At 35.3% G+C, this 23,770-nt stretch carries 25 protein-coding genes; 8 read left to right on the top strand and 17 right to left on the bottom strand.

Going from position 1 to position 23,770, the window contains the following annotated elements:
* Positions 1–28: 28 nt before the first annotated feature.
* Both JFU24_RS29430 and JFU24_RS29425 read right to left on the bottom strand, forming a co-directional pair.
* Entirely contained in the window at positions 29–940 is a 912-nt protein-coding gene (locus JFU24_RS29430; RefSeq protein ID WP_201251039.1) for a sigma factor regulator N-terminal domain-containing protein, read from the bottom strand.
* Positions 940–1,431, bottom strand: coding sequence for an RNA polymerase sigma factor (locus tag JFU24_RS29425; protein ID WP_201251038.1), 492 nt, complete (start codon positions 1,429–1,431; stop codon positions 940–942). Before JFU24_RS29425 ends, JFU24_RS29430 begins: the two co-directional genes overlap by 1 nt.
* Before the next feature lie 639 nt (positions 1,432–2,070).
* On the opposite strand from JFU24_RS29425, the gene JFU24_RS29420 reads away from it, so the two are divergent.
* On the top strand, positions 2,071–2,574 hold the full coding sequence (locus tag JFU24_RS29420) for a DUF2690 domain-containing protein (protein ID WP_201251037.1): 504 nt from the start codon (positions 2,071–2,073) through the stop codon (positions 2,572–2,574).
* A 416-nt stretch (positions 2,575–2,990) separates the two neighbouring features.
* On the opposite strand, the gene JFU24_RS29415 is transcribed toward JFU24_RS29420, so the two are convergent.
* The 5 genes from JFU24_RS29415 to JFU24_RS29395 all read right to left on the bottom strand — a co-directional run bounded on the left by JFU24_RS29415 (position 2,991) and on the right by JFU24_RS29395 (position 6,265).
* On the bottom strand, positions 2,991–3,446 hold the full coding sequence (locus JFU24_RS29415) for an SRPBCC family protein (protein WP_201251036.1): 456 nt from the start codon (positions 3,444–3,446) through the stop codon (positions 2,991–2,993).
* Between the two features lie 151 nt (positions 3,447–3,597).
* Entirely contained in the window at positions 3,598–4,470 is an 873-nt protein-coding gene (locus JFU24_RS29410) for an AraC family transcriptional regulator (protein ID WP_201251035.1), read from the bottom strand.
* Positions 4,471–4,581: 111 nt separating this feature from the next.
* A complete protein-coding gene (locus tag JFU24_RS29405) occupies positions 4,582–5,034 on the bottom strand; it encodes a GNAT family N-acetyltransferase (protein ID WP_056521532.1) in 453 nt (150 codons plus the stop codon).
* 189 nt (positions 5,035–5,223) lie between these two features.
* Entirely contained in the window at positions 5,224–5,544 is a 321-nt protein-coding gene (locus JFU24_RS29400; protein ID WP_201251034.1) for a hypothetical protein, read from the bottom strand.
* Positions 5,545–5,911: 367 nt separating this feature from the next.
* Positions 5,912–6,265, bottom strand: a complete 354-nt coding sequence (locus JFU24_RS29395; RefSeq protein ID WP_207203276.1) for a hypothetical protein — start codon at positions 6,263–6,265, stop codon at positions 5,912–5,914.
* A 466-nt stretch (positions 6,266–6,731) separates the two neighbouring features.
* Between JFU24_RS29395 and JFU24_RS29390 the strand changes: the two genes are divergently transcribed.
* Complete coding sequence (locus JFU24_RS29390) at positions 6,732–6,893, top strand: hypothetical protein (protein WP_201251033.1); 162 nt, start codon at positions 6,732–6,734, stop codon at positions 6,891–6,893.
* 737 nt (positions 6,894–7,630) lie between these two features.
* Here the strand turns inward: JFU24_RS29390 and JFU24_RS29385 are convergent.
* Positions 7,631–8,185, bottom strand: coding sequence for a recombinase family protein (locus tag JFU24_RS29385; protein WP_201251032.1), 555 nt, complete (start codon positions 8,183–8,185; stop codon positions 7,631–7,633).
* Between the two features lie 235 nt (positions 8,186–8,420).
* Complete coding sequence (locus JFU24_RS29380) at positions 8,421–8,618, bottom strand: IDEAL domain-containing protein (protein WP_201184504.1); 198 nt, start codon at positions 8,616–8,618, stop codon at positions 8,421–8,423.
* A 561-nt stretch (positions 8,619–9,179) separates the two neighbouring features.
* On the opposite strand from JFU24_RS29380, the gene JFU24_RS29375 reads away from it, so the two are divergent.
* A complete protein-coding gene (locus JFU24_RS29375; RefSeq protein WP_201184507.1) occupies positions 9,180–10,100 on the top strand; it encodes a VanZ family protein in 921 nt (306 codons plus the stop codon).
* 582 nt (positions 10,101–10,682) lie between these two features.
* On the opposite strand, the gene JFU24_RS29370 is transcribed toward JFU24_RS29375, so the two are convergent.
* From JFU24_RS29370 to JFU24_RS29340, 7 genes are all read right to left on the bottom strand, one after another.
* Positions 10,683–11,945 carry an MFS transporter gene (locus JFU24_RS29370; protein ID WP_201184510.1) on the bottom strand — a complete coding sequence of 421 codons (1,263 nt, stop codon included), beginning with the start codon at positions 11,943–11,945 and terminating at the stop codon, positions 10,683–10,685.
* 249 nt (positions 11,946–12,194) lie between these two features.
* Complete coding sequence (locus JFU24_RS29365) at positions 12,195–12,353, bottom strand: hypothetical protein (protein WP_201225691.1); 159 nt, start codon at positions 12,351–12,353, stop codon at positions 12,195–12,197.
* A 24-nt stretch (positions 12,354–12,377) separates the two neighbouring features.
* A complete protein-coding gene (gene ggt, locus JFU24_RS29360; RefSeq protein WP_201251031.1) occupies positions 12,378–13,994 on the bottom strand; it encodes a gamma-glutamyltransferase in 1,617 nt (538 codons plus the stop codon).
* A gap of 245 nt (positions 13,995–14,239) precedes the next feature.
* Positions 14,240–14,689 (bottom strand): Lrp/AsnC family transcriptional regulator, encoded by a 450-nt coding sequence (locus JFU24_RS29355; RefSeq protein WP_056521307.1) that lies wholly within the window; start codon positions 14,687–14,689, stop codon positions 14,240–14,242.
* A 377-nt stretch (positions 14,690–15,066) separates the two neighbouring features.
* The gene (locus JFU24_RS29350; RefSeq protein WP_200949405.1) at positions 15,067–15,234 is read right to left on the bottom strand and encodes a hypothetical protein; all 168 of its coding nucleotides are present in this window, start codon (positions 15,232–15,234) and stop codon (positions 15,067–15,069) included.
* Positions 15,235–15,506: 272 nt separating this feature from the next.
* Positions 15,507–15,677, bottom strand: a complete 171-nt coding sequence (locus JFU24_RS29345) for a hypothetical protein (RefSeq protein ID WP_157443828.1) — start codon at positions 15,675–15,677, stop codon at positions 15,507–15,509.
* 139 nt (positions 15,678–15,816) lie between these two features.
* Entirely contained in the window at positions 15,817–16,071 is a 255-nt protein-coding gene (locus JFU24_RS29340; protein ID WP_201251030.1) for a hypothetical protein, read from the bottom strand.
* A 963-nt stretch (positions 16,072–17,034) separates the two neighbouring features.
* Between JFU24_RS29340 and JFU24_RS29330 the strand changes: the two genes are divergently transcribed.
* From JFU24_RS29330 to JFU24_RS29320, 3 genes are all read left to right on the top strand, one after another.
* On the top strand, positions 17,035–18,051 hold the full coding sequence (locus tag JFU24_RS29330; RefSeq protein WP_201225695.1) for a multicopper oxidase domain-containing protein: 1,017 nt from the start codon (positions 17,035–17,037) through the stop codon (positions 18,049–18,051).
* Between the two features lie 18 nt (positions 18,052–18,069).
* Entirely contained in the window at positions 18,070–19,239 is a 1,170-nt protein-coding gene (locus JFU24_RS29325) for a ZIP family metal transporter (protein ID WP_201251029.1), read from the top strand.
* A 131-nt stretch (positions 19,240–19,370) separates the two neighbouring features.
* Positions 19,371–19,598: a twin-arginine translocase TatA/TatE family subunit gene (locus tag JFU24_RS29320; protein WP_057219691.1), complete on the top strand. Its 228-nt coding sequence runs from the start codon at positions 19,371–19,373 to the stop codon at positions 19,596–19,598.
* A 506-nt stretch (positions 19,599–20,104) separates the two neighbouring features.
* On the opposite strand, the gene JFU24_RS29315 is transcribed toward JFU24_RS29320, so the two are convergent.
* Positions 20,105–20,524 (bottom strand): sporulation protein, encoded by a 420-nt coding sequence (locus JFU24_RS29315; RefSeq protein ID WP_201251028.1) that lies wholly within the window; start codon positions 20,522–20,524, stop codon positions 20,105–20,107.
* Between the two features lie 993 nt (positions 20,525–21,517).
* On the opposite strand from JFU24_RS29315, the gene accD reads away from it, so the two are divergent.
* Positions 21,518–22,381 (top strand): acetyl-CoA carboxylase, carboxyltransferase subunit beta, encoded by an 864-nt coding sequence (gene accD, locus JFU24_RS29310; RefSeq protein ID WP_201251027.1) that lies wholly within the window; start codon positions 21,518–21,520, stop codon positions 22,379–22,381.
* The gene (locus tag JFU24_RS29305; RefSeq protein ID WP_201251026.1) at positions 22,378–23,331 is read left to right on the top strand and encodes an acetyl-CoA carboxylase carboxyltransferase subunit alpha; all 954 of its coding nucleotides are present in this window, start codon (positions 22,378–22,380) and stop codon (positions 23,329–23,331) included. The genes accD and JFU24_RS29305 overlap by 4 nt, the downstream gene beginning before the upstream one ends.
* Positions 23,332–23,770: the final 439 nt, after the last annotated feature.

The raw sequence follows: 23,770 nt of genomic DNA, 5'->3' as shown, positions 1-23,770 counted from the left end.
CATAATTTTTATTGGGTCTCTTGCATATTTATTTTTCAGGTTTAATATAAGGAACGACTTGTGCAGTGGCACCTACTGAAGCACCGCGGATAAAATCTTGATTCTCTAAGGCTTTGAAATTGTTTGTTTTTCCAGTGAGCATTACCCCTAAAATTTTCACTTCACCGAACTGCTTATTTTTATTTACCTTTAAAAATTCTTGAATTGTTTCATCATCCCAATCTGAATCATACTCTTTAAGACCATCGACAAAGCTTGAATATGATTCTTTAGGGTTGTCGGAAAGTTCAAACCCATAAACTGGCATACCAGCTGGCCCCTTGCTTTCATCACTAATTGGAGAAGCCATATACAACCATACAATGTTTAAATTATCAGGGATTTTTGCTTGTATTTCCTGTAACGTGTATGGTTTATCAAAGGAAATGGCAACTTCTGCAACGTGGTTCTCCATTTCCGAAACCTCCCCTAATTCATTTTGTACACCATCATAGTATTTTTTTATGGATGGATGATAAAATGTTGCTGATTTACTCTTTGTCTGTTTATCATACTCATAGAACTCTGTATCAGACCAATGAAATCCCGGTACTAACTCGTTCGAGTCAATATTGACTCGAAACCAATCATATGAACTTGTAAGAGTGCTCCATTGAACTACATAACCATTAATATTCTTAGAACGGTTTGTAATAATGTTCCCCCCAAACATCGATGAACTACTTGTTACTTGAGAGTCGATATAAATATTAGGTTCAGCAATGACATTATGTAAAAAAAGCTTTCCGTGAAGCTTTGTAGAGCTTTTCGCTGCAAAGTAGTTACCTGTTTTATAAAAGATAGGTAAGAGAATTAGTACTACAATAATTGAAGTGATGATAATTTTTAGTAGATGTTTTCGTTTAGCCTTTTTTAAAGCATCATTTAACGAAGATTCCATCAATATGGTCCTCCTATTTTTGAGTGAATAAATTTACGTGCACGATATAATTTTTGCTTTACACTGTCTACTTGAATATCCAAAATAGTTGCAATTTCTTCATATGAAAAATCATAGTAATACTTTAAAAAGAAAATTTCTTTGTATTCTTTTTTTATGTCTTTTAATAAATAAAAAATCTCATCTTTATTTAAAACCGTATCAAAATCGCAATCGATATGTGTTAGCTTTGAATAAATTTCCTCAGTTAAGTAAATGTTCTGCTGCTCCTTTTTCCTTTTCAAATCAATATATTGATTAAGTGATACTCTAAAAAACCAAGGACGTATATTGCTCTCTGTTAATTTATCCAATAGCGTGTAAATTTTGTAGTAGGTGTTTTGAATTATATCTTCTGCATCTTCTTTTTTTGCTCCTCTCGCTAGTAATAGCTTGAACACTTCCTCTCCTAAATTGATAAGAAAGGAGGTTAATACATTTTCTTTTTTCATCTTTTGTCTCCCCTATACTTATACAACGAATGAGTGATATTAGATGTATACACTTAGATGAATTAAATTTTAATTTTTTATGAATTGGTACTAAGATATATGATTCTTTTTCCGATAATAAATAGCTTTATTCCTAAAATATTGTTTAAAGTAGACAACTTTAATAACCTCCCATCACAAGAGGGTACTGCATTTCTAAAACAAAACTAAACTACTTAATTATCTATAAAGTAATATTTTTACCGATTTGAAAATACCTCTTATGCAACTATCCTGCCCCGTTAGTTTAAGTACATTCTTTCACAATCTCAATAGTTTAGAGCCTTTTTAGACACAATCCAATCACCTACAAAATAGAGTTCATAATGTCCATATGACTTGTATCAGAATGCTTATCGTTGTAAATACGCATTTTCCTGATGCTACCCCTATGTTAAGGAATCGACTATTAGGTCGATAAAAAAAGAAGCTCTTCGAAGCTTCTTTTTTTATTGTTTCTGATGATGATTTAACATAGCAACCCCCTTTTTAAAATAAATCTGAATATTTTATTAATCGCAACAAATTCTTCATCATATAATAAATTGATTAATACCGACTAGTTGGTATTAAAAACTTATTTTAAAGGAGAAGAAAAAAATGACATTATCTCAAGGGATTATAAAGAAATGGCTATTACTGTTTGTTTTATGCTTTTCAATGATATTTGCAATTACACCAATAAATAAAGCATCTGCCCTATCTTATGATTATTCAAACCCTTACTCAACAGGTTGTGCAGATAAAAGTCCAATCACCTATGAAACAAAATATATCTATAGTAGAACCGGCGTGAAAATTGGATATGTACAGCTAAAAGGAAGTGCCTATTGTCATACGGCTTGGGGTTATGTAAAGTTTTATTCTGCTGCTCCGTACAATTATTATGCCAAAGCAATCGTAAATAGTTACACCAATGGCACTACTCGGAGAACATTTACTGATTGTGCTTCTTCCGGTGGAAACGGGATGGTAATGAAAGGTCAAACCTCTTGTTATACCCCTCAATTATGGGATAAAGACCCGTATAAAGCTTCGGCCGAAGTGTGGATTTATTCATCAGATGGTTGGGGTACCCAAAATGCGATTACCGGCCGTCACTAAATATCTGAGTTTAGACTAACAGGGAAGTTTAGTTCACAAGCAGCAAAAAGGATCTTTAATCGAAGATCCTTTTTTCATGCCTATAAGCGTGATTATGTGAACTAGCGTTTTTTCGTTAGTTGAAGAAGAAAAATCAAAAGCATTGTTTAACAGAGTTTATTTTAAAGAAGTAACAATCAAAAAAGTTCGTAAAAGACGTTAAGGAATCGACTTTTTTTTCTTCTTCTTAATGAACTAAAGCACCAGTTAGTTCATTAAGAGCTGGTAATTTTAAAACGAGTACAGCTATTAATCAACCATTACTCCTAATCCATCAAGTCGTTTTTGTATAATTTAAAAGCATTTTTATAATAACAAGTCCACTCTTCTGGAACAAAAAAAGGCAACAACAACAACAACCTGTTAGTTAAACAAGGTTAGAGCATATTCTCGGCAATCTTTTTCAGTGCCTTTGCACGAGAAACGATAAATTCTCTCATATACTTCTCTAAAAACAACTTATCAGCTAAAACTCCAATTGGACCGAACGGTGACTTATATTGAAATTTATCTATCATTATAGTTCCACCTGGTTCTTCTATAAACTGATGTGTGTGTACGAAGGAATGGAAGGCTCCCTTCACCATAACATCTACAAACTTATTTGGTTTTTCCATGAATGTCACTTGGGCTTTCAGCCTTTGCTTAATACCAAAGTGAATGGCTTCCCAAGTTACAGTATCTCCCTCCTCTAATAGCCCTTCTGTCACACCATCAACAGCAATTTCCTTTGTTTTCGCTGTCGTTTTGGTATGGATATCCACGCTCCTCGCAAGGTCAAAACATAATTCAACTGGTGCTTTAATAAATTGCTGATACTCAATAACAGGCATTTCTCAATCTCCTTATATAAGCACTTTCTAACCATCATTATAGCTCGTTATGGCAAATATCACCTGGCACTTATTCCATTATCCTGCCCTGTTTGTTCCATAAGAAAAAGCTGCCTTAGGACAGCTCTTCGACTAAATCTTTCGTCCATCCTTACTTTTTCATAACGGGGATCCATATTTCACTTCTAAATGTTGGTGAGGTTACATCTTTAATTTCATTCCAAAGGATTTCCGGCCCATCTATTTGTTCATAGTTAGAGGATGGGAACCATTCAGAATAAATACGTCCCCATACATTTTGCAGTGTTTCAGGAAAGGGGCCGACTGCTTCGAATACCGCCCATGTAGATGCATCAACTTCAAGCTGTGTTAAGTTATCTGGACACTCCCTCGTTGTTGCTGCGCCGATATAATGATCAAGCTCCCCTTTTTCATCCAACCTTCCTTCGGAAAAGTTCGCAGATGCACTAAGCAGTCCTAATGGCTCGACATTCGATAGGTTTTTAAGTTCATTTATCGTTTTCTCGTCTAAACTTTCCCACATAGATGCGATCTCTGGATTAACCCCGTTAAAAATGATTGGAACTCTTTTTTTAATTCCAATTATGTGAAATGCCTCTTTTTCTTCAATTCGATAGTTCATTTCACTGCCTCCTTTAATGGATAATTGGAAGGACATCGGTGGATAGGCTTTAAGTGAATGGCCATTACTTCTCGCTTCTGATGGTGTGATGCCATGCAAATGTTGAAACGCTCTTGCAAAAGAGTCTGGTGAGCTGTACCCGTACATTATCGCTATATCAATGACCTTTATGTTGTTATCTTTAAGCTCAAACGCTGCAAGCGTAAGTCGTCTTCGGCGGATATACTCGGATAGTGAAATACCTGCAAGGTACGAAAACATCCTTTTAAAATGATATTCCGAGCAATAAGCTAGCCTTGCAACTTCTTTAAAGTCGATTTCGTTCGTAAGATTTTCTTCAATGAATTTAATGGCATCATTCATATTTTTGAGCAAATCCATTCAATGACCTCCTTATATCAATAGAATAGCAGGAGTTGAAACGAATCATCCGACATTCTGTGCACGATTATGTAGGGTCTAATCCCTTTCGCACCTGTTGTTGAAATAGTCTTATTGTTGATATGGGGATTTACGGACTTTTTGCATAAATCGTTCTGGATTATCAATCTGATTAAAACCGTATTTTTTATATAATGCATGTGCATCATTGGTAGCTAACATAAACCTACGAACCTCTTGTAGTTCGGAATGGTTGGTGATAACATCCATTAACCATTTTGATAATCCCAATTTACGATAGTCTGGTAATATAAACACATCGCAAAGGTACGCAAATGTTGCTAAATCTGTTATTACCCTTGCAAAACCAACTTGTTCAATACCTTCATTTCCTATTTCACCTTTATAAACCCCAAAACATAATGTCGTATTTTCAATTGACTTTATTACTGTTTCCTTTGGTATCCCCTTTGACCAGTAAGCTTCTTGATTCAAAAAATTATGTATTAAATCTACATCTAAATACTGTTTATTAGTAGACATCGAAAATCCTTTAATATTCATTTTACATCACCCTGAACTTTTTTTAATTTTCTGTAATTTTATCAAACAACCGATTTAAATCTATTAAATTAACTTGCTCGATTAAGTTCATTTACCATCTTCTTTAACAATCCATCCCCTTGTTGAACTATCCTGCCCCGTTAGTTCCGTAAGAAAATGAGCTGCCTTAAAGACAGCTCTGATCTTCAGCTAACGCACCTGTAAGTTGAAGAAATAATAGTCAATAGCTATCCAATAAAAGAGTAATGCACTAATAAACCAAATTAAGTAGTCCTTACGCTTTTTTTCTCTAACTATAAAATTTTCTATGCCAATTAATAGGATTCCTGTTCCAAGCATAAGGTACATAATTGCAGAATAGCTCCAATAATTATCAATATTATTCCTCACTAAAAACCAAGCAAATACTACACCAACAAATACAGTTAATTGTGCATACATAAGAGGTTTAACTCTACGTTCAGCTTTTTCAAAGAACAAGCTCATAATTTTTTTAAAAAAAGAATTCATATATTTGCCCCCGAAGACCATTTTATTTACGCTTTCTCATGAAAATTCTAACATTAATTATTACATCCACAGAAGGTAATATGTACCTCTTATGCAACTAACCTGCCCCGTTAGTTCATTAACAAAGTATCAAACTTTATTTCATGTCTACACAAACACCATTTACTGTATCTTGTTGTATTATGGCTCGTGTAGCGTTTGTGAACGTACTAGTCAATTCAGTTAACTTCACTTCTTTTCTGGAAAAAAGGGCAGTAGTAAAGCTCAATTTTAATAAATTATACAAAAATATTTAGATATTAATTTTTTTTTAGAAACTTTTCATATAAAAAGCTACCCATTAAGAGTGGGTAGCAAGTAATACAAGTTATTTGAAAACAATTTGTAGTTTTCCATATACTTTGCCAGAAGAGTATCCATCTTTCACATCAACATAAAATTTACCTATTTTCATACCTGTGAATAATGTCTTTCCACCTGCTAAGCTATGATAGCCTGTGCACTTTCCAGTACTAGCATTGCAGAGACGAGACCATACGTTACTATAATTAGTCAATAACTTACTTCCAGAAGAAGTCTTTAAATAGATTGGGGAAACTAGTTCTACCTCTAAGTCACTACCATTGTTAGGATTTCCAATTTCACCATCCCATTTTCCATCTTCTGTTTGAAAAGAATACTGAGGAACACTTGCTTGAGCAGAAGAAGTACCTAATACCATTCCACCTACCAGAACTAACACAAAGGTACTTAAGATTGAAAATAAGCTTTTTATGTTATTTCCTCCTCCAATCTTTATCCCTTTTATAATATCAGAATAAACTGATTATTAAAATGATTAAAAATGACTATAGCTTATTAGATTCAAACATCTTTTGGTTGCGTCATCTTCATCGTTTTAACAGTTCTAGTCACTACGTTTGTTGAACTCCCTCGGTATGATAGCTATAGCTCTCGAATACTCACTTAGTAGAATATGGATTTTTCTATTACTCCTTTATTTAACTATGCCTCCACGAAGCCAAAATGATCTGAACTCATTGCTTTTAACTGTTAATATATTTTCAAGGGTTATGAAATCCTGTGAATGAATAAGGGGAGTTTTTTTATTTTGAATGGCTAGAGGGTTTAAACGGTTTATTTTAATAGAATATACTCCACTTGATTAAGTAAGAGGGGGAATTCAAATGTTAAATATGAAAGTTTATGTAGGCAAGGCAAAGAAAAGATGGAACAGTTTCATAGTAGGGATAATCGTTGGTATCGGAAATGATCAATATTACATAGTAAGGTTTAGAGATGGAAGGAAAACGTGGATTAGGAAAGATTGGATTTTGTTTTGGTATTAGAAAGCTCCCTGCGGGGAGTTTTTTTATTTGTATTAATTTCCATTCTTTTCTTTTCAATAACAAGGTTCTGATAGTTTCCGCCATACCGTAAAAAGTAAAAAAGCCCAGCCCATTACAAGCTAAGCAGGTTTTCGTTTTGATGTCTGTACCCCAATTTCAGCTTAGACTGATACTGATGGTGGTTCTGGTGGTTCTGGTGGTTCTGGTGGATCTGGTGGGATTGGAAGCTGTGGAGGACGCTGATTGTAGCTTTTGTTATACCATCCCATATATACAACACTCCTTTTTCTACTATATATATGGGATGAAAAAATACATGCTTGTCCAAATTACCTAAGTTCAGTGCTTTTATCTTATCGAGTCTTCTATTGAAAAAAAAACTCTCAAAAATCCGTTCCAATAGAGTACACCCAATAGGAACGTTTTCGAAATCCATTTAAATCAAAGTTACAACCTTATCCTTATTTCAAATGAACATTTGTAAATTTAGAGTACACTCATAGTAGACAATTAAAAATGCTATTTTAAGTGGATTTTGTTTGTAAAATTTAAGTTGTATAATAAATGAATTAGATAAATAGATTGAAAGGAAGAGTTGGTTATGGGAAAAGGTAAAAAAATAGGGTATGCCCGCATGTCACTTTAGGCGATAATTTGCACTTATTTTAAGTGCTATTTTACCCATGCAGCTTTAAAACCCAACTACCTTCATAAGAGATTAGCTGGGTTTCTTATTTTTACTGTTTTTCTAAATACCGATAAATCGTTGTTCGAGATACACCCCATTTTTCTGCGACGTCTTTAATCGGTGTACCATTTTCAATTAGTGACTTCATCATTTCAATATCTTTCGGTCCAAATTTTTCAGGACGCCCCCCAAGACGACCACGTGCTCTAGCTGCAGCTCGTCCGGCAGCCGAACGTTCCTCAATTAAATTACGTTCAAATTCCGCAAATGCCGCAAATAGATGAAACATCAATTGGCCTGTGGCATTACTTTTGTCCATTGTTAAATTTTCTTGTAGACTGTGGAAGCCCACACCACGTTCATTTAAGCTATTCACAATTTGAATTAAATCTTGCATATTGCGTCCTAATCGATCCAATCGCCAAACAACAATCGTATCGCCTTCACGTGCATACTGAAGTGCTTCCTCTAAACCAGGACGCTGTCTTTTTGCCCCACTCATTTTATCGTGAAAAATTTTGGAACAGCCATATTGCGTAAGAGCGTCCATCTGTAAATCTAAATTTTGTAATCCCGTCGACACACGTGCATATCCAATTAACACTCAAATCACTCTTTCTTATTTTTCCTTTATATTTATTGTAACATAAGATAAAAACAGGTAGGTTATTGAACACAGAATAATGAACAGAGTTTTGGAACAAATAATAACTTATTTATAATATCGTGCTTAATCGATAAAAATCAAATAAACGCCAATCCCTTATAGAAATGGGATTGGCGTTTTGGCGTACTTCTTAAAGTTACAAATATGTTAAGTTCATTTTATAAACAACATTTTAAGAAATGTTTTTCAATTCCTCTGTTAATCGTAGGAATTCTTCTTTGTTTTTATCCTGTAATGACTGGTCAATCTCTTTTCGGATTTGCTCTTTTCGGAAGTTAAGAAGGGCTTTGTTTATCACCATTTCAGCAAATTCAGAATCCTTGACGTTTATTTCAGGTTGTAGTGGTGTATTAGCCAAATTATTTTCCATAGGAAACCAACTCCTTGACCTTTTTTCTATTATATCAAAAATTTTCAGACTATTCAAATAATTAATCTGATAGTTCCAATGAAATAATCCGTTTGCTCAATGAAAATGAGTCAGTGATGTAGTTTTATAAAAAAGATTGATCATTTAAAACAAAGTTCGATTATTTAAAATACTGTTTGATTAAAGATCCTGTTAAATTACAAAAAATTGTATACTTTACAATAAAGTTATGTACTAGACAAAAAAGTTGTATACTAAGTGAAGATATTGTTTATAGTAAGCAAACATTCATCCTTCTTTATTATAGGATGAATGTTTGCATAGCCTTTAATTTTATTTTTCTCAAATATATATTTCATGAATAAATCAAAAATAACCTCTTAGCAATTATTGTTGGTTTGAAATAAGATGTATTGTTTATAAGAAAGTCGTACCGTTTTGAACAAAGTTTAACCGTTTACAAAAAACGAACAGGAATTATCATATTCCCGTTTTTTTTGAGCTGATATTTTAGTAGGATAAGATTTATTGTAAATGATATGTCGAAATTAAGGAGAGATTATGGAAGCGAAATTACGGAAATTTATCATTGTAGGAACCATTTTATATACAATTTTAATTTTATATTTTATGTTCTTTGCTTTTAATAGATTAGATCATGCAACCGGCGATTATGAATATGTATTTATGCTTGTTCCAGAAGGAGTTCCGCTTCAATTTCCAAAACCAACTTTTTCGTGGTTATATAACTTTGGAAACATTGCTGCTTTTATCCCTTTTGGAGTAGTAATTCCTCTGTTGTATCGTTCCAGTTTTGGGAAGTTCATATCCTTGTTTGTCTTAACGATTCTCGTTTTGGAATCGCTGCAGGCTTTAACTTATCTTGGCAGCTTTGATGTAGATGATGTTATATCCAATACATTAGGTGCAACGATAGGTTTTATCGCCTATAGAGTTGGATTTTCTTCAAAAATTTCTTATAAAAAGCTTATTGCTTCGGCTCTATCTATTGGTGTTCTTCTAGTTGGGGTAATCGTGGTCTCGGAAACTATCAATTATGTTGTAGCGACAAGAGAAAGCCCGATTCAAGCATTACACGATGTGAAAGAAATGAATGGAACCATGCCTATGACTGAAAATCTTCCAAGTATCACCGTAGCAGGCAAGAAAATAGAACCAAAAATGAATGTGTATAACAGTGAAGGGGATAAAAGCAAATCATACACTTACATCTTGGGGAACAAGAAAGATGTCATACTCTATTCTTATTATGGCATTCCAGACAATGGTGATTTCAAGGGAGAAGTCACTATACTGGCAGATGGAAAAGTAAGAGCTCAGTTCAATGAACAATATAATAAAGGCGCAGAATTTGTAGAGATACCATTTTATTATAAAGAAAACGAAATTACGATTATCGTTTCCGGGAACGCTAAACTATGGGACGTTAGATTCAGTGAAATGAAGCATTGGTGGGAGTGAAGAATCAACATTCTAAGGGGCTTGCTTTGCAATGTTTTCAACAAATATGGCACGATTGTAGAGCAGACAGATAGAAAATAATTAAACTTTTTTATAAAACCGAAACTTAAATCTGCTGGATAAGAATCCATTTTGATCAATCTTTTTTCAAAATGGATTCTTTTTATTTATCGTAAAATGCCGGCTTATGAGGTGTTATTGATCAAACTTTATTTCAAAGCAACAAGTGAAAAATATAAGTGAAAAAACAGGTGGAACAAGAATGATTATCTATAATATAAAGAAGAAAATATGAATTTGTGTAATTGTACAATTGTGTAGTTGTGTTAGAATTATAATGTACAAATACATTTAAAATAAAGAACTAATATTAATTCAATAAAAGCCTACATCCTTAAAAACGGGATGTAGGCTTTTAACGTTCTAATTCACTTACTAATTTCATTTGCAAACCATGCTCTTTTTTATTCAGTGCTTCGGCTTTTTCAATTCTGAATTTAACTTAATTGAACCAGCGTTATACCGGATGGTACACACGGTATACGGAGAGGTCGGTGGTTAGTTTTCCTATCTGTTAATTTTCTATAAATTTATAACCTTAGAAGATAACGATGATTTTTTCGTATGATTATCAGGTTTAGTAAAAATGCAGAAAATAAGACTGGCAATTAATAATAAAGTGGCAGTCAATAGAACAGAGTAATTAAAACCGACCCTAATGTTATCTCCTGCAGATTGGACAACAAAACCAATTACAGCTGGACCAATAATTCCTGACAAGTTTGCAATCCCTAGCAAAACACCTGACATTAATCCTCTTCGTTCAGGAAGTAAGTGATTCACAATCTGGGGTGCAAGTGGAAACATACCATTTACAAACGCCATTCCCAAAAATAAGGCAATAATTGCTCCAATTGTACTTTGGACAACTGTTGTAGAATAAAAACATACAGCTGCTAATATTAGAGATGGTCCAGCAACAAGCACACGGGATTGTCGAAGATTTTTTGTTTTTTTAAGTAACCGATCTGATATAAATGAGATAAGTATACCACCAAGAGCAGAACCAAGGCCTATGAACATTACAGCATAGCCCATCTGAGTTTGTGTTAAATGGATAATTTTAACAAGGTAGGTCGGCATCCATATAAACGACCATGTAAGAATCCAGTAAGCCATGAAAAGAGCAAGGCAAGTAAAGATAAAAGTAGAAGATAGAAAAAGTGGATATATCTCTGACCATTTTACTTTCTCGGAAACTAAGGTAGATTCACTTTTCACTATATTTCTCTCATTTTCCCCTTTCAAAGTCATTAGCCACAGCACTGCCCAAACCATACTTAATACTCCTAAAAAAACCAATACCATTCGCCAACCATAAATTCCAATCATGTAAATGAGAAGAGGAACCATAAATTTAGCAATCATGCTACCTGTATTCATAATGGAAATCGCAAGCCCTCGCTGTTCAGGAGCGAAATGTTTGCTTATATGGCTAATAGCAGTTGCATGAAACGGTCCTTCAATAGCACCTAGCAGGACACGACACAAAATTAGCATTGGTAATCCGTAAATTGTCAATGCTCCAAACTGCACTATTGTCAAACCAATAGCCATGAAAGCGAGCATTTTACCCGTTCCAATTCGATCTGACAATGCAGCTCCAACTATAGACATAATTGAAAAGAACCAAAAGAAGCTGCTTCCAACTATACCCCATTGACTATAGTTAAGATCCAAATCTTCCATAATAGGAATAGCTGCGTACCCTATAATCGCCTTATCTGTAAAGTTAATCAAGTAAAGAACGGACAAAAAAGCTAGAACAACCCATTTTAATTTCATAACAGAAAACACATCCTTTTTTGATAATAAAATGATATAGGTTCAATACATGAATCAACTTAGTAAAGGAAGCATCTAAACTCTATTAATTTTAATTAAGATCAATATAGGGAAGAAAGCGCTTTAATTTTTGAAAATTCAAAATATAAAGTGTAATGCTCATCTGTTAATTAAGTAGTTGGGTTTATGAACACACCCTATTGTGTAATCTGTAGAGCCTCTAAATAGAGACTCTACCTAGTGTTTACACTACAAATTGATTGCACCGTATATGAGTGAAGCAAATACTACTAATCCAGGGTGTACTTTCACTTTTTTCATTAATAAATAACTGCCTATTCCTAAGAATAGAATGTGTCCTGTTCCTATTTGAAAATAAGATTCATAGAATGATTGAAATGCCATCACTCCAAGAAGCACCTTTACTGTGGATTACCAACTGGCAATTGCCCCATCTGTCCTTGATTCTGTGCCACCAATTAGTACACCTGTTTCAGGATTTCGCCATATAATTTGACCTCGTCCAAACGAACCTGAGTCTACCGCCACTTTAATATCATGTCCTTTTCGTACTAATTCTTCTGCAATGTGGGATGGGAATGTTTTTTCTATTTCTACTGTTTTTTCGTTCTTCCACTGCCATCTTGGTGCATCTAAAGCTGCTTGAGGATGTAGGTGAAAATCTATTGTATTCATAATAACTTGAACATGCCCTTGCGGCTGCATATATCCCCCCATTACACCGAATGGCCCCACAGGTTGATTATCCTTCGTTAAAAAACCTGGAATAATCGTATGGTACGTTTTCTTACCGCCCTTAAGGCAATTATAATGAGTAGGATCAAGGCTGAAATCATGTCCTCGGTTTTGTAAGGCAATTCCTGTTCCTGGTACTACAACCGCAGAACCGAAGCCCATGTAATTACTTTGGATAAACGATACCATGTTGCCCTCTCCGTCTGCTGTTGCAAGGTATACCGTTCCTCCACGTGGCGGTACACCTGGAGCTGGCATGCATGCTTCACTTCCAATCTGTGCTTGACGCTGCTGGCCATACGAAGTACTTAATAGCTCTTCTGCAGTTACACCCATATGCTTAGGGTCTGTAATGTATTGCTTGCCGCAAGTATAAGCAAGTTTCATTGCTTCGATTTGTTTGTGGTATGTGTTTGTTTCTTCTTTTGCTGTAAAATCAAATCCTTTTAGTATGTTTAGTGCCATAAGAGCTACGATACCTTGTCCATTTGGTGGGATTTCCCAAACATCATAACCGCGATAGTTTACCTTAATGGGATCAACCCACTCTGGTTTAAAGTTTCCTAAATCATCTTTTGTTAAATAGCCCCCATAAGTCGCAGAAGCTGCTGCAATTTTTTCTGCAAGTGCCCCTTTGTAAAAGCTTTCTCCGTTTGTTCTTGCGATTTCTTCTAGTGTGTCAGCGTGGTCAAGAGACGACCATATTTCTCCGACTTCAGGTGCTCGTTCCTTAGGAGCAAATGTCTCAAACCAAGCTTCGAACTCTGCTCCTGTACATTCCCGTTTGTATTGTTCAAATGCCTTTTTCCAAAATCGACCTAGCGTAGGTGAAACAGGAAATCCGTTTGCGGCATATTCAATTGCTGGCTTCATAACTTCTAGTAGCGGTAGTCGGCCAAAACGTTTTGATAATTCTACCCAAGCTGCCGGAGCACCTGGTACAGTTACCGGCAGCCAGCCGTACTTTGGCATACTTTCGTGTCCATTTTCTTTTACCTTCTCGATAGAGATATTCATAGGTGCTGGACCGCTTGCATTTAGTCCGTGTAATTGTCCTTTAGTCCAAACAAGCGCAAAAGCGTCCCCCCCAATTCCGTTTGAGGTAGGCTCTACTACTGTCAAACAAGCAGCTGTTGCAATGGCTGCATCAATCGCATTTCCGCCTTTTTTCAAAATATCTAACCCTGCTTGTGCAGCTAAAGGCTGAGACGTAGCGACCATTCCATTCTTGGCATATACTACATTTCGTTGTGATGTATAAGGTGAATAATGTGGATCTAACTGTAAAGCCATTATAATACCCCTCCCTTTAAACGTAATACGCACTCATTTTTAAGTAGTATAATTACAAAACGAACGAAAAAAATGTTATTTTCTAACGTTTGTTAATTAAAATTCAATTATTAATTAACAATTGCACGATTTCAAAATAACTATATACTATTTTTCGGAAAAACAAAACATATTTTTACAAAAGTTTTTAATTTTCAATAAAATTACTCAAAAAAAATAAACTCCCCGATTATAAGAGGAGTTTATTATAGTTTTAATCCTGATCTGCTTTTGAAACGACGTAGTAAAATATGACTTTCGACTCGAGAAATACCTTCTATCCCGTATAGTTCATTATTGATAAAGAATTCCAAGGAAGAAAAGTCCTCAACTAAAACGTGCATATGTAAAGTACTAGGTCCTGTCATTTGGTAACAGCTTGCAACACTTGGATTTTTAGCTAGTTTTTCTGCAACTTTCACTAAGTCGGCAGGTTCGCAATCCACTTCAAAAAAGGCTGATACTTTTTTTCCTACAGCTTCAGCGTTGACAACAGCGCTGATTTTTTCAATAACACCTTTTTCCATTAGTTGCTGCACACGATCACGTACAACATTGCGTGATAGATTTAGTTCTTTTCCTATATCCGAATACGAAGTTCGACCATTTTGCATTAATATCTCTAAGATTTTTTTATCTGTATCGTTAATTTCCATCTGTTTCACACACCTTGCCTTGTGATCGGGATTCCTATTAAAAAACTATAATTTTTAAGAGGCTAGCTTTTACTAGGCATTATCTTAATAATAAACTTTATATCCCATACTTAAAAGTTTAATCTACCTTACATAGAGAAATCAATTATTGAAGGGAATGAATACCTTATACATCATTAGTACATAATGGCAGTTCTCGGCAGTTTAGAATGGAGACCGTAATTTGTCCGAATAATATTGCTTTTTTATTTAACCACCATAGTATTAGTCTATAAACACTGAGGTTACTTTATTATTCTTTTGGAACTAACCTACCCCGTTAGCTTCATATGAAAAAGAGCTGCCGAAGCAACTCCCTCGTTGAAGTAAAGCACCCGTTAGTCAATTTTCTCTTTATTAACTTTCAGTATATCCTTTAATGTAGAATGAATATTTTGAAGGCTAATTAAAATAAAGCCCAGCATAATAAATGTTACTAATTCCCCTGTAAATATAGAGACTATTGCTATTAGTAGAGCATATAAGCCATAAAGCCAACCTTTCATACTATATCACCTCACCATGTGAATACCTCCTTTATTCTACCATTATTTCTTAAAATATCCTGACCCTTTAGTTCCATAAGAAAAAAAACCGCTGCAGAGTTATGGATATACACATGGTGTTCCTGTAAAAACAACTGATTAATAGTTAAAAAACATTCATGCAACTTTTCCTTTTTTTCTCTAGGACCCCAACAGAAGAAAATATCCAATTTATCTTTTATAGGATTTCTGGTATACCACAAATACTTGCCAGACAGTTATGTAGTTGTTTGTTAATCGAGATCTTCCACAACGATGGAGGCACTAATGGGATACGGCAAGCCCAAGACGTTTGTTGACTTGAATTTGAAGGAGACAGCCTTGAATCCCTCTTTATTTAAATATGCTGTAATGGCTTCTTCCACTTCTTTGCTATCCAACTGAATTTCTTTGATTAATTCCATATCTCTGTAGCCTCCTCAGACCAAATTAATAGGTAAGTTTCTACACAATAACAAATTTAATTTCGCTACAGATAGTCTCAGCAACATGAATTATACTGTTTAGACAGACTATTCAGTTCATGTACCCTTTTGTCTGTAACTATAATGTCGTCCTATTTTTTAAAATTTTTTTTACAAGACTTGCATTTAATTGCTGACATTTTTTAATCTGGCCTCCTAATTCTTCGTACAGATCCATGTTATCTTCACTTGTACTAACTACCACCTGCACTTCACTTTGACAATATGGAAATGGACATACGAGGTTCCGTTCCACTTCTTTAATTTGAACCTGGGTAATAAATTCATTGCCACATTCTAAACATGCGTATTTCATTAAAGGTTCCTTACTCATATACTTACCTCCTGTTTTATACGAGTCCACAATAAAACCACCCTAGTTATCTTTATATATCGGATAATTCCTACCTTTTTCAACAAACAACAAATCAAAAATTAGACGGACTGACGTATTTCAATGTAAGTTTAGGAGCTTTTGCCCTTAACGGAAGTGGGACGGTCCTTTTGAAGTTAGAGGTCAATCACAGTCGATGGGACAAAAGAAAAAAGGACAACTAGTTAAAGCTGTTGAAAGAGGTTTATACGGAATTATCAATGGAGTTTCAGAAGGATCTGAGATTGGACTTTAAGAAGGTTGGAAGTCCCGTAGAAGATAGCAGGTAACAGTAAACACTCTTATGGAGGGAGATAAAGTTTGATCATGAAATCTTGTCTGCACTAAAGCCCTTGTTATTTCATTAATCAGCAATTTAATTGAACCAGAATTTCTTTCTTTAAATAACTCCATCTCCTTTTGAATTTTAAGTAAGTTTATCCTTGATTTGTTCGATGCATCCGTCTATTTCTTCTGTCGTTTTACACCAACGATATTAAGGGGCTTCCTCATTTTCCTTGCTTTCCAAGCTCACAAGAAGAAAAACGAGTCCCTTTCATTCCCCTAATCGCTTAATTCCTCATCGTACTGTCTCCTTATCTGCTCATGCTATGATTCCTTTTTTTAAGTTTATTTTCATCTAAAGCCCACTAAATATTCGTTTTTCTACCCCTTTCAAAATCATCCAAAGTTCATTCTTTGGAGACTATAGAAAAGGTACTATTTCTCTACTATAAATGAACAAACACTTATAAATAGAGTGGGTGCATGAATTATTCCTACACCTCCCCCAGATTCGTCCTTGATTGTCAGCGCTTACACATTTAATAAAAAAGAGTTGACACAAAAGTTGTCTCTACCTTAAAGTATAGCTTATACTACAAAAAGTTTACTTAAGGAAACTTTTTAGGAGGGGGTCAAGTAATGTCTGATGAGAACAAGGTTTCCCGTAGAGATATTTTAAAGATGGGGACTGCTGGAGCTTTTGGGATAGCTGGAACTTATTACTTAAATAAAATGGCACAATTTCCAACTGTGGCTCAAGCATCCAACGATTCGTCTCACAAAACTAGCAATCATTCCAATCATACAAATATGAGTGATAAAACAAAAACCACAGGTTATAAAATGGCAGAACGGCTCCTTACTGAATTTGATTATGGAGAAGTTACCAAGCTGCCAAGCGGGCAAATACTTCGGGAATATGAAGTCGTGGCGATTGATAAAGAAATCGAAATTGCCAAAGGAATTAAATTTCCAGGCTGGACTTATAACGGGACTATTCCAGGACCAACTTTTCGTTGTACGGAAGGGGATCTTTTGCGGTTTCACTTTATTAATAAGGGTAGCCATCCCCACTCTATTCATTTTCATGGAATCCATCCTCCAGAGATGGACGGTTTAACTTCCATTTATCCGGGACAAAAATTCACATACGAATTTGAAGCGAAGCCATACGGATTACAAATTTACCATTGCCATGTACTCCCCTTAGCCCGCCATATCCATAAAGGCTTATATGGTAATTTTATAATTGATCCAAAGAAGCCAAGAGAGCCGGCATTAGAGTTAAACATGGTTATGAATGGATTTGATTTGGATTTAGACGGCGAAAACGAGTTTTACACTGTTAATGGCTATGCCTTCGCATACATGAATCACCCTATTAAAATCAAAAAAGACCAACTCGTTCGTATCTATCTAAGTAATTTAACAGAATTCGACTTATTAAATTCATTTCACTTGCATGCAAATTACTTTACGTACTATCCAACCGGTAGAAACGATAACCCCTCCCAGTTTACAGATACCATCATGCAATGTCAGGGAGAACGTGGAATTCTTGAAGTTCGTTTTCCATTCAAGGGAACATATATGTTTCATGCCCATGTAAGTGAATTCGCTGAGTTAGGCTGGATGGGATTCTTTGAGGTCGAGTAAAGAAGGGGAGATAATAATATGAAGGGAAAATGGCTAATTACTGGTTTAATACCGTTAGTATTACTCATAGGAGTTCTGGGGTGGGTGCTAAAGAATGGAGCAGGTGTAGAAAAAGATCCTGCTGCACCGATAGAAGTCTTGAACATTGAACAAATAAAGGTAACTAAAAACGGTTTCGAATTATCTGTTAGTAATACGGGGCCAAAACCATTAACGATTTCTCAAGTTATGGTCAATGATTCAGTATGGAATTACAGTGTCTCTCCTCAAGCAATGCTTGAACGATTTGAAGAAGGAAAGGTGACCATCACTTACCCCTGGGTGGAAGGTGATCCACATACCATTAAATTAATCACTGAGAATGGGATTATCACTGAAGGTGAACTTGCAGCTGCCACTCTCACTCCTGAAACCAACTGGAGCAACTTTTTGAACTACGGCTTAATAGGCTTTTACGTTGGGATAGTCCCGATTACATTAGGGTTGTTGTGGTATCCATTTATGAAACGTTTCTCACGAAAGTGGATTAATTCGATTCTTGCCCTTACCGTTGGGTTGCTTTTATTTTTATTTGTCGGGACTCTAGCTGATGGATTTGAAATCGGTGCAGAAGCTCCTTCTGTCTTCCAGGGCAATATGGTTGTCATTATTGGAGCTTCTTTAACCTTCTTATTATTGATCGGCTTTGATCAGTATCAACAAAGAAAGCAAGAAAAGAAAGGATATTCCCCTTTTGGTCTGGCTTTGTTGATGGCTACCGGAATAGGACTTCATAACTTTGGGGAAGGTTTGGCAATTGGTTCATCCTTTTCCCTAGGTGAAGCCGCTCTAGGTACCTTTTTAATTATAGGATTTACCCTTCACAACATTACGGAAGGTATTGGAATCGCTGCTCCTTTATTAAAAACCTCACCTCGATTCAGAGACTTTTTACTACTGGGAGTTATCGCAGGCGCCCCCGCCATTGTAGGTACTTGGGTTGGCGGATTCATCTTCTCACCAATTTTAGGAGCTTTGTTCCTGGGTACTGGTGCAGGGGCAATTCTTCAAGTAATTTATGTGATAACGAAAATGCTCATTGAAGATCATCGAGCACATAAGGAACCATCTGTTTCATGGTTGAACCTTTCAGGATTCACCATTGGACTGTTAATCATGTACTTTACTGCATTTTTTGTTAAATTTTAAGGGAGGACTTTATGCCCTTATTGGAGATTAGTACAACACCCGTGTGGTGTATGGACGTATCGCCCTGGTGAAATAATGCCTCGTCTTTGTGTGACGCTAGTAAAAAATCAAATTTCAGGAGCTGATTATACATGTTGTCAAGTATCGGAATTCCAGGTTTAATTTTAATACTGGTCATCGCTTTGATTATTTTTGGACCTAAAAAACTGCCAGAAATCGGCCGGGCTTTTGGACGTACTTTAACCGAATTCAAGAGTGCGACCAAGGGATTAGTATCTGATGAAGATAAAGAGGAGGAAGGAAATAATCCTGAGTTAACGACTGTTGAAAAGAAGCAGGATAAATCCGTAGTTTCATAAGTAATAGGTAGTTGGGGCAACATGTCTATTTAATACATGGAAATCAAAGATATACATCTTATTTAACTTATGAAGGACTTAGTCAACATTTCTATACCTAGTTTGCCTTTATTGTATCCCTCGTTATTTCTAATTTTTTTCAAGTATTTCCTGTGGAATGGGTCTTTTTGGACTTAATTCAGATGTTACTTTACTAGCATATCCTACCTCAGAAACAATTTAGACAAAAAAACTGTTGGCTGCCAAAGTGCAAAATCCATTTCAGAAAACCTATATCATAATTAAAAAGGAATATCTCTTCGAAGAAGGGGTATTCCTTTAGCTTTTAATAGCTTGTTCCGTTTATTTCGTCGTTCTGTATATCGCTGATAAAATAACGATCTATTATTACTAGGATAATGTGCGGCTACAAAATTCAGACTGAATTTTATTGCAAGGATCAGATAATTAAGATAGTCCGCCATAATCGGGTGCAATATGATTATCATAATCCAAACAGATATATATTATTGTCCAACATCAATTTCTTTACTATTTTGGTCTACTACTTGAATGATATCCTGGTCCTCGCTTATTACCCCTTTATCAAAAAATAACCTAGTGTTGAATCGATAGGATATGTGCTCTGATGACACCGCAGCGGAAACCGGCAACTGGAATGAAAATGGAATACGGATTTCCTGCTCCTCCTCTATAAACTTCGTTGTCAGTATGGTCGTGGTGTCAATGATCTGTTGGGTATTGTTCATCTTGTCTATCTGCACTAAATCACACTCCAACCGTTTTATTTTTTGCTCACAAATCCCCCCTATTATGAAGAATTCACCTGTTACTCGTTCTCCCAGCCCATATATTACCTTGGGCAATTTAAGGTCGATTATGGCCTTTCCTATTCCTAATTGTGACAGATATTTTCTTAACAACAAGTTGGTTTCCCTCCTGGAATTTTACTACAACGATTCAAACTTTTAGCGTCTCACCAGCATAATATCAACAGTTTTCGTATCGCAAATGAACAGTTGCTGCACTTTTCCCTAACTTAGCCATAAACATCTTAAACACCTGATTTTTTCTTTATTGTCTAGTAGTTCGTTGTGATATATTATACTTTCGGTTGAAATACCTATCAGTCTATACGATTATATAGCTCTTAAAGTTTCATTTACATTCCATTTTTCTAATATGGTCCTCTTTCATAATGTGTATTTTCTAACATGCCTCTTTAGCCTAAGAAAACTATTCAACTTTATCTAAATTTTTAACTAGTCTGATAAACCAATACAATATTATCCACGCAAGAATAAACATTGTAACCCATTCAATTACATTGGTAATTGCATATTATGAGTTTATACAATTGATGGAAGTAATGACCGAAAATAAAACTATAATTCAAATAATTAAATTTTCCTTAGATACCTCCTGATACTATCTAAAATCACCCCAATATTCCCATATGTTTTTTCTCTACCCCGGATAGAAAGGTCATCAGCACGTTGCCGATTATTTCCTAATGAATCTCTATTTCGCCTATTATTGTTTCTATGACTTTATTAAATGACTCGAACCGCTTACCGCCCTCATTAAAAGAAGATGCTATTTTGTATATTGTATTTCTAATAATTGGAAACCAAAAGATAAGAAGAAGTCTTTTTTGCTTAATATACTCTGTTTTTATACAAGCCCATGTAAATCCCGGCAATATAATCCTGTGTTTCGAATTCATTCACTTCTATCTATATCTTCCAGTAAAAATGCATGAATAAAGGAATAGAAAAATCATTATGAAGCACCATTCATAAGATCTTCATTCTCTATGAATGATTTTTGATTTTTAAAAAAGCAAAAAATCACGCTCCCTTATTTTAAAGAATTGGGAGAGTAATGTGTAATATAGCGGTTTTACCACAGGAGGATTGATGAAGATGTATCCATTTAAGGGAGAAAAAATAGAATCGAACTCTTTTTTTGAAAGAGACAAAAGCCTTCCCCCCATCCCTTTTACTTGTATATCGTGTGGGGAAACTTATGATGAGTCTCTTATGAAAAAAGAATTGAATGTTTGTCCGAAGTGCCAATATCACTACCCCGTTACAGCTTATGACCGCATTTCAATGCTTACAGATAGTGGTTCTTTTTCGGAATTCAATAAAAGTTTAACTTCCGTTGATCCGTTGAACTTCCCTGAATATAAAGATAAATTAGTTTCGGATAAGAAAAAGACTGCATTAAATGATGCGGTTATTACCGGGGAAGCTTCCATAGGTGGCTATCCGGTTGTAATTGGTGTCATGGATTCTCGCTTCCGAATGGGTAGCATGGGTTCAGCAGTTGGTGAAAAAATTACAAGAGCCATTGAGGAATCATTAAAAACACGAAAACCCTTCATATTGTTTTCAGCAAGCGGTGGAGCTCGCATGCAAGAAGGAATTCTTAGTCTCATGCAGATGGCAAAAACGAGTGCTGCTTTAGAAAAACTAAACTACGAAAAAATTCTTTTCGTATCCGTTTTAACAAATCCTACAACGGGTGGCGTTTCTGCTAGTTTCGCTTCATTAGGCGATATCAACATTGCCGAACCACAAGCATTAATTGGCTTTGCAGGTAGACGCATAATTGAACAGACTATAAGAGAAGAACTCCCGGAAAATTTCCAAACTTCTGAATTTTTATTAGAACATGGTCAACTAGATATGGTTGTAAATAGGAGTGAATTAAAACAATCATTAACAACCATTTTAAAAATCCATCATCTCAATTTCAGGGAGCGTCTTCAACAATGAATTTGAAAGTATTAAAAAAACTAGAAAACCATATTGCTGAACTAAAAGAGATATCTACAAAGCATAATCTTAACCTTAGCGAAGTATTAAATAACCTTGAGCAAAAAGCCAATGAAATCAAAATTCATCTTAATGAGAATATGGGAGTTTGGGATAAAATTCAACTATCTAGAATTCAACAACGCCCAACTACTTTAGATTTTATCCATCATATTTTTGAAGATTTTATTGAACTTCATGGTGACAGACTTTATGGAGATGACCCTGCATTAGTTTCAGGAATAGCTACCTTCGAGGGAATGCCTATAACTGTATTAGGAAATCAAAAAGGTAAAAATACAAAAGATAATATCTATCGTCGTTTTGGCATGTCGCAACCTGAAGGCTACAGAAAAGCTTTAAGAATTATGCAACAAGCCAATAAGTTCAATCGACCCATCGTTACATTTATAAACACGGCTGGAGCCTTCCCAGGTCGTGAAGCCGAAGAACGTGGACAATCTGAAGCTATCGCCCGCAATCTACGTGAAATGGCGAGTTTTGGAGTACCTATCATCTGTTTTGTAATTGGTGAAGGTGGGAGTGGTGGTGCGTTGGCTTTAGGTATTGGCAATCGAATCTTCATGCTAGAAAATACATTTTATTCGGTTATTTCGCCTGAAGGAGCAGCTGCATTGTTATGGAAGGACGCCACACAAGCAAAACGAGCAGCCGAAGTTTTGAAAATTACGGCTAAGGACTTGATGGAACTAGGAGTGATTGATGAAATCATCAAAGAACCTGCTGGAGGAGCTCATATTGACCTCCCACTTCAATCACAATATATCAAAGAAACCTTACGAAAAGCATTGCAAGAACTTGGTCAATTTGATAAAGGAATTCTACGCCAACAACGTTTTGATAAGTTCCGCAAAATTGGTGAGTATATGGATGAAAATGAAAGGACATAAGAAAATAAACAATTATTTTCCAACATGTTCATTGAACATTTGATATAGTCGATAGGCTTAACATCACCTTTTTTATTTTGTAATACAAAATGTTTATGCCCATGTCTTTCCTCCCCCCTGTGGTCCTAAACTCAAGCACCAGTTAGCACTCCAGAAAGCGCAAAAAGCAGCTCTACACCACATATATAATTGAAATATGCTAATACTACGGCTGGCGAAGAAGGACGTCACACTTTATTTGTTATGATAGGAATCTTTTTCACTTAATCAATCTACCAAACTCAATAGGCACTCAAAAGGGTCAGCACTTTTAAAAAATGTTTTTCTGACTCTAGTTTTGTGCTCCTTTTTTTGGTTTTGAACCGAACTTAATTTTCATGGAAGTTCATAAGAGAGAACTGTCCTTACGGTAAACCGTTTCTTTGCACCGATGTCTATA

Origin of the sequence: Peribacillus sp. TH27 (assembly GCF_016650915.1) — a bacterium.
Lineage (GTDB): Bacteria > Bacillota > Bacilli > Bacillales > DSM-1321 > Peribacillus > Peribacillus butanolivorans.
Note: the sequence above shows the minus strand (reverse complement) of the source record. Positions and strands in the feature narration are given on the sequence as shown.

Coding starts and splice junctions, on each gene's coding strand:
- JFU24_RS29430 (WP_201251039.1), bottom strand. CDS start 940: ATGGAATCTTCGTTAAATGATGCTTTAAAAAAGGCTAAACGAAAACAT.
- JFU24_RS29425 (WP_201251038.1), bottom strand. CDS start 1,431: ATGAAAAAAGAAAATGTATTAACCTCCTTTCTTATCAATTTAGGAGAG.
- JFU24_RS29420 (WP_201251037.1), top strand. CDS start 2,071: ATGACATTATCTCAAGGGATTATAAAGAAATGGCTATTACTGTTTGTT.
- JFU24_RS29415 (WP_201251036.1), bottom strand. CDS start 3,446: ATGCCTGTTATTGAGTATCAGCAATTTATTAAAGCACCAGTTGAATTA.
- JFU24_RS29410 (WP_201251035.1), bottom strand. CDS start 4,470: ATGGATTTGCTCAAAAATATGAATGATGCCATTAAATTCATTGAAGAA.
- JFU24_RS29405 (WP_056521532.1), bottom strand. CDS start 5,034: ATGAATATTAAAGGATTTTCGATGTCTACTAATAAACAGTATTTAGAT.
- JFU24_RS29400 (WP_201251034.1), bottom strand. CDS start 5,544: ATGAATTCTTTTTTTAAAAAAATTATGAGCTTGTTCTTTGAAAAAGCT.
- JFU24_RS29395 (WP_207203276.1), bottom strand. CDS start 6,265: ATGGTATTAGGTACTTCTTCTGCTCAAGCAAGTGTTCCTCAGTATTCT.
- JFU24_RS29390 (WP_201251033.1), top strand. CDS start 6,732: ATGTTAAATATGAAAGTTTATGTAGGCAAGGCAAAGAAAAGATGGAAC.
- JFU24_RS29380 (WP_201184504.1), bottom strand. CDS start 8,618: ATGGAAAATAATTTGGCTAATACACCACTACAACCTGAAATAAACGTC.
- JFU24_RS29375 (WP_201184507.1), top strand. CDS start 9,180: ATGGAAGCGAAATTACGGAAATTTATCATTGTAGGAACCATTTTATAT.
- JFU24_RS29370 (WP_201184510.1), bottom strand. CDS start 11,945: ATGAAATTAAAATGGGTTGTTCTAGCTTTTTTGTCCGTTCTTTACTTG.
- ggt (WP_201251031.1), bottom strand. CDS start 13,994: ATGGCTTTACAGTTAGATCCACATTATTCACCTTATACATCACAACGA.
- JFU24_RS29355 (WP_056521307.1), bottom strand. CDS start 14,689: ATGGAAATTAACGATACAGATAAAAAAATCTTAGAGATATTAATGCAA.
- JFU24_RS29350 (WP_200949405.1), bottom strand. CDS start 15,234: ATGAAAGGTTGGCTTTATGGCTTATATGCTCTACTAATAGCAATAGTC.
- JFU24_RS29345 (WP_157443828.1), bottom strand. CDS start 15,677: ATGGAATTAATCAAAGAAATTCAGTTGGATAGCAAAGAAGTGGAAGAA.
- JFU24_RS29340 (WP_201251030.1), bottom strand. CDS start 16,071: ATGAGTAAGGAACCTTTAATGAAATACGCATGTTTAGAATGTGGCAAT.
- JFU24_RS29330 (WP_201225695.1), top strand. CDS start 17,035: ATGTCTGATGAGAACAAGGTTTCCCGTAGAGATATTTTAAAGATGGGG.
- JFU24_RS29325 (WP_201251029.1), top strand. CDS start 18,070: ATGAAGGGAAAATGGCTAATTACTGGTTTAATACCGTTAGTATTACTC.
- JFU24_RS29320 (WP_057219691.1), top strand. CDS start 19,371: ATGTTGTCAAGTATCGGAATTCCAGGTTTAATTTTAATACTGGTCATC.
- accD (WP_201251027.1), top strand. CDS start 21,518: ATGAAGATGTATCCATTTAAGGGAGAAAAAATAGAATCGAACTCTTTT.
- JFU24_RS29305 (WP_201251026.1), top strand. CDS start 22,378: ATGAATTTGAAAGTATTAAAAAAACTAGAAAACCATATTGCTGAACTA.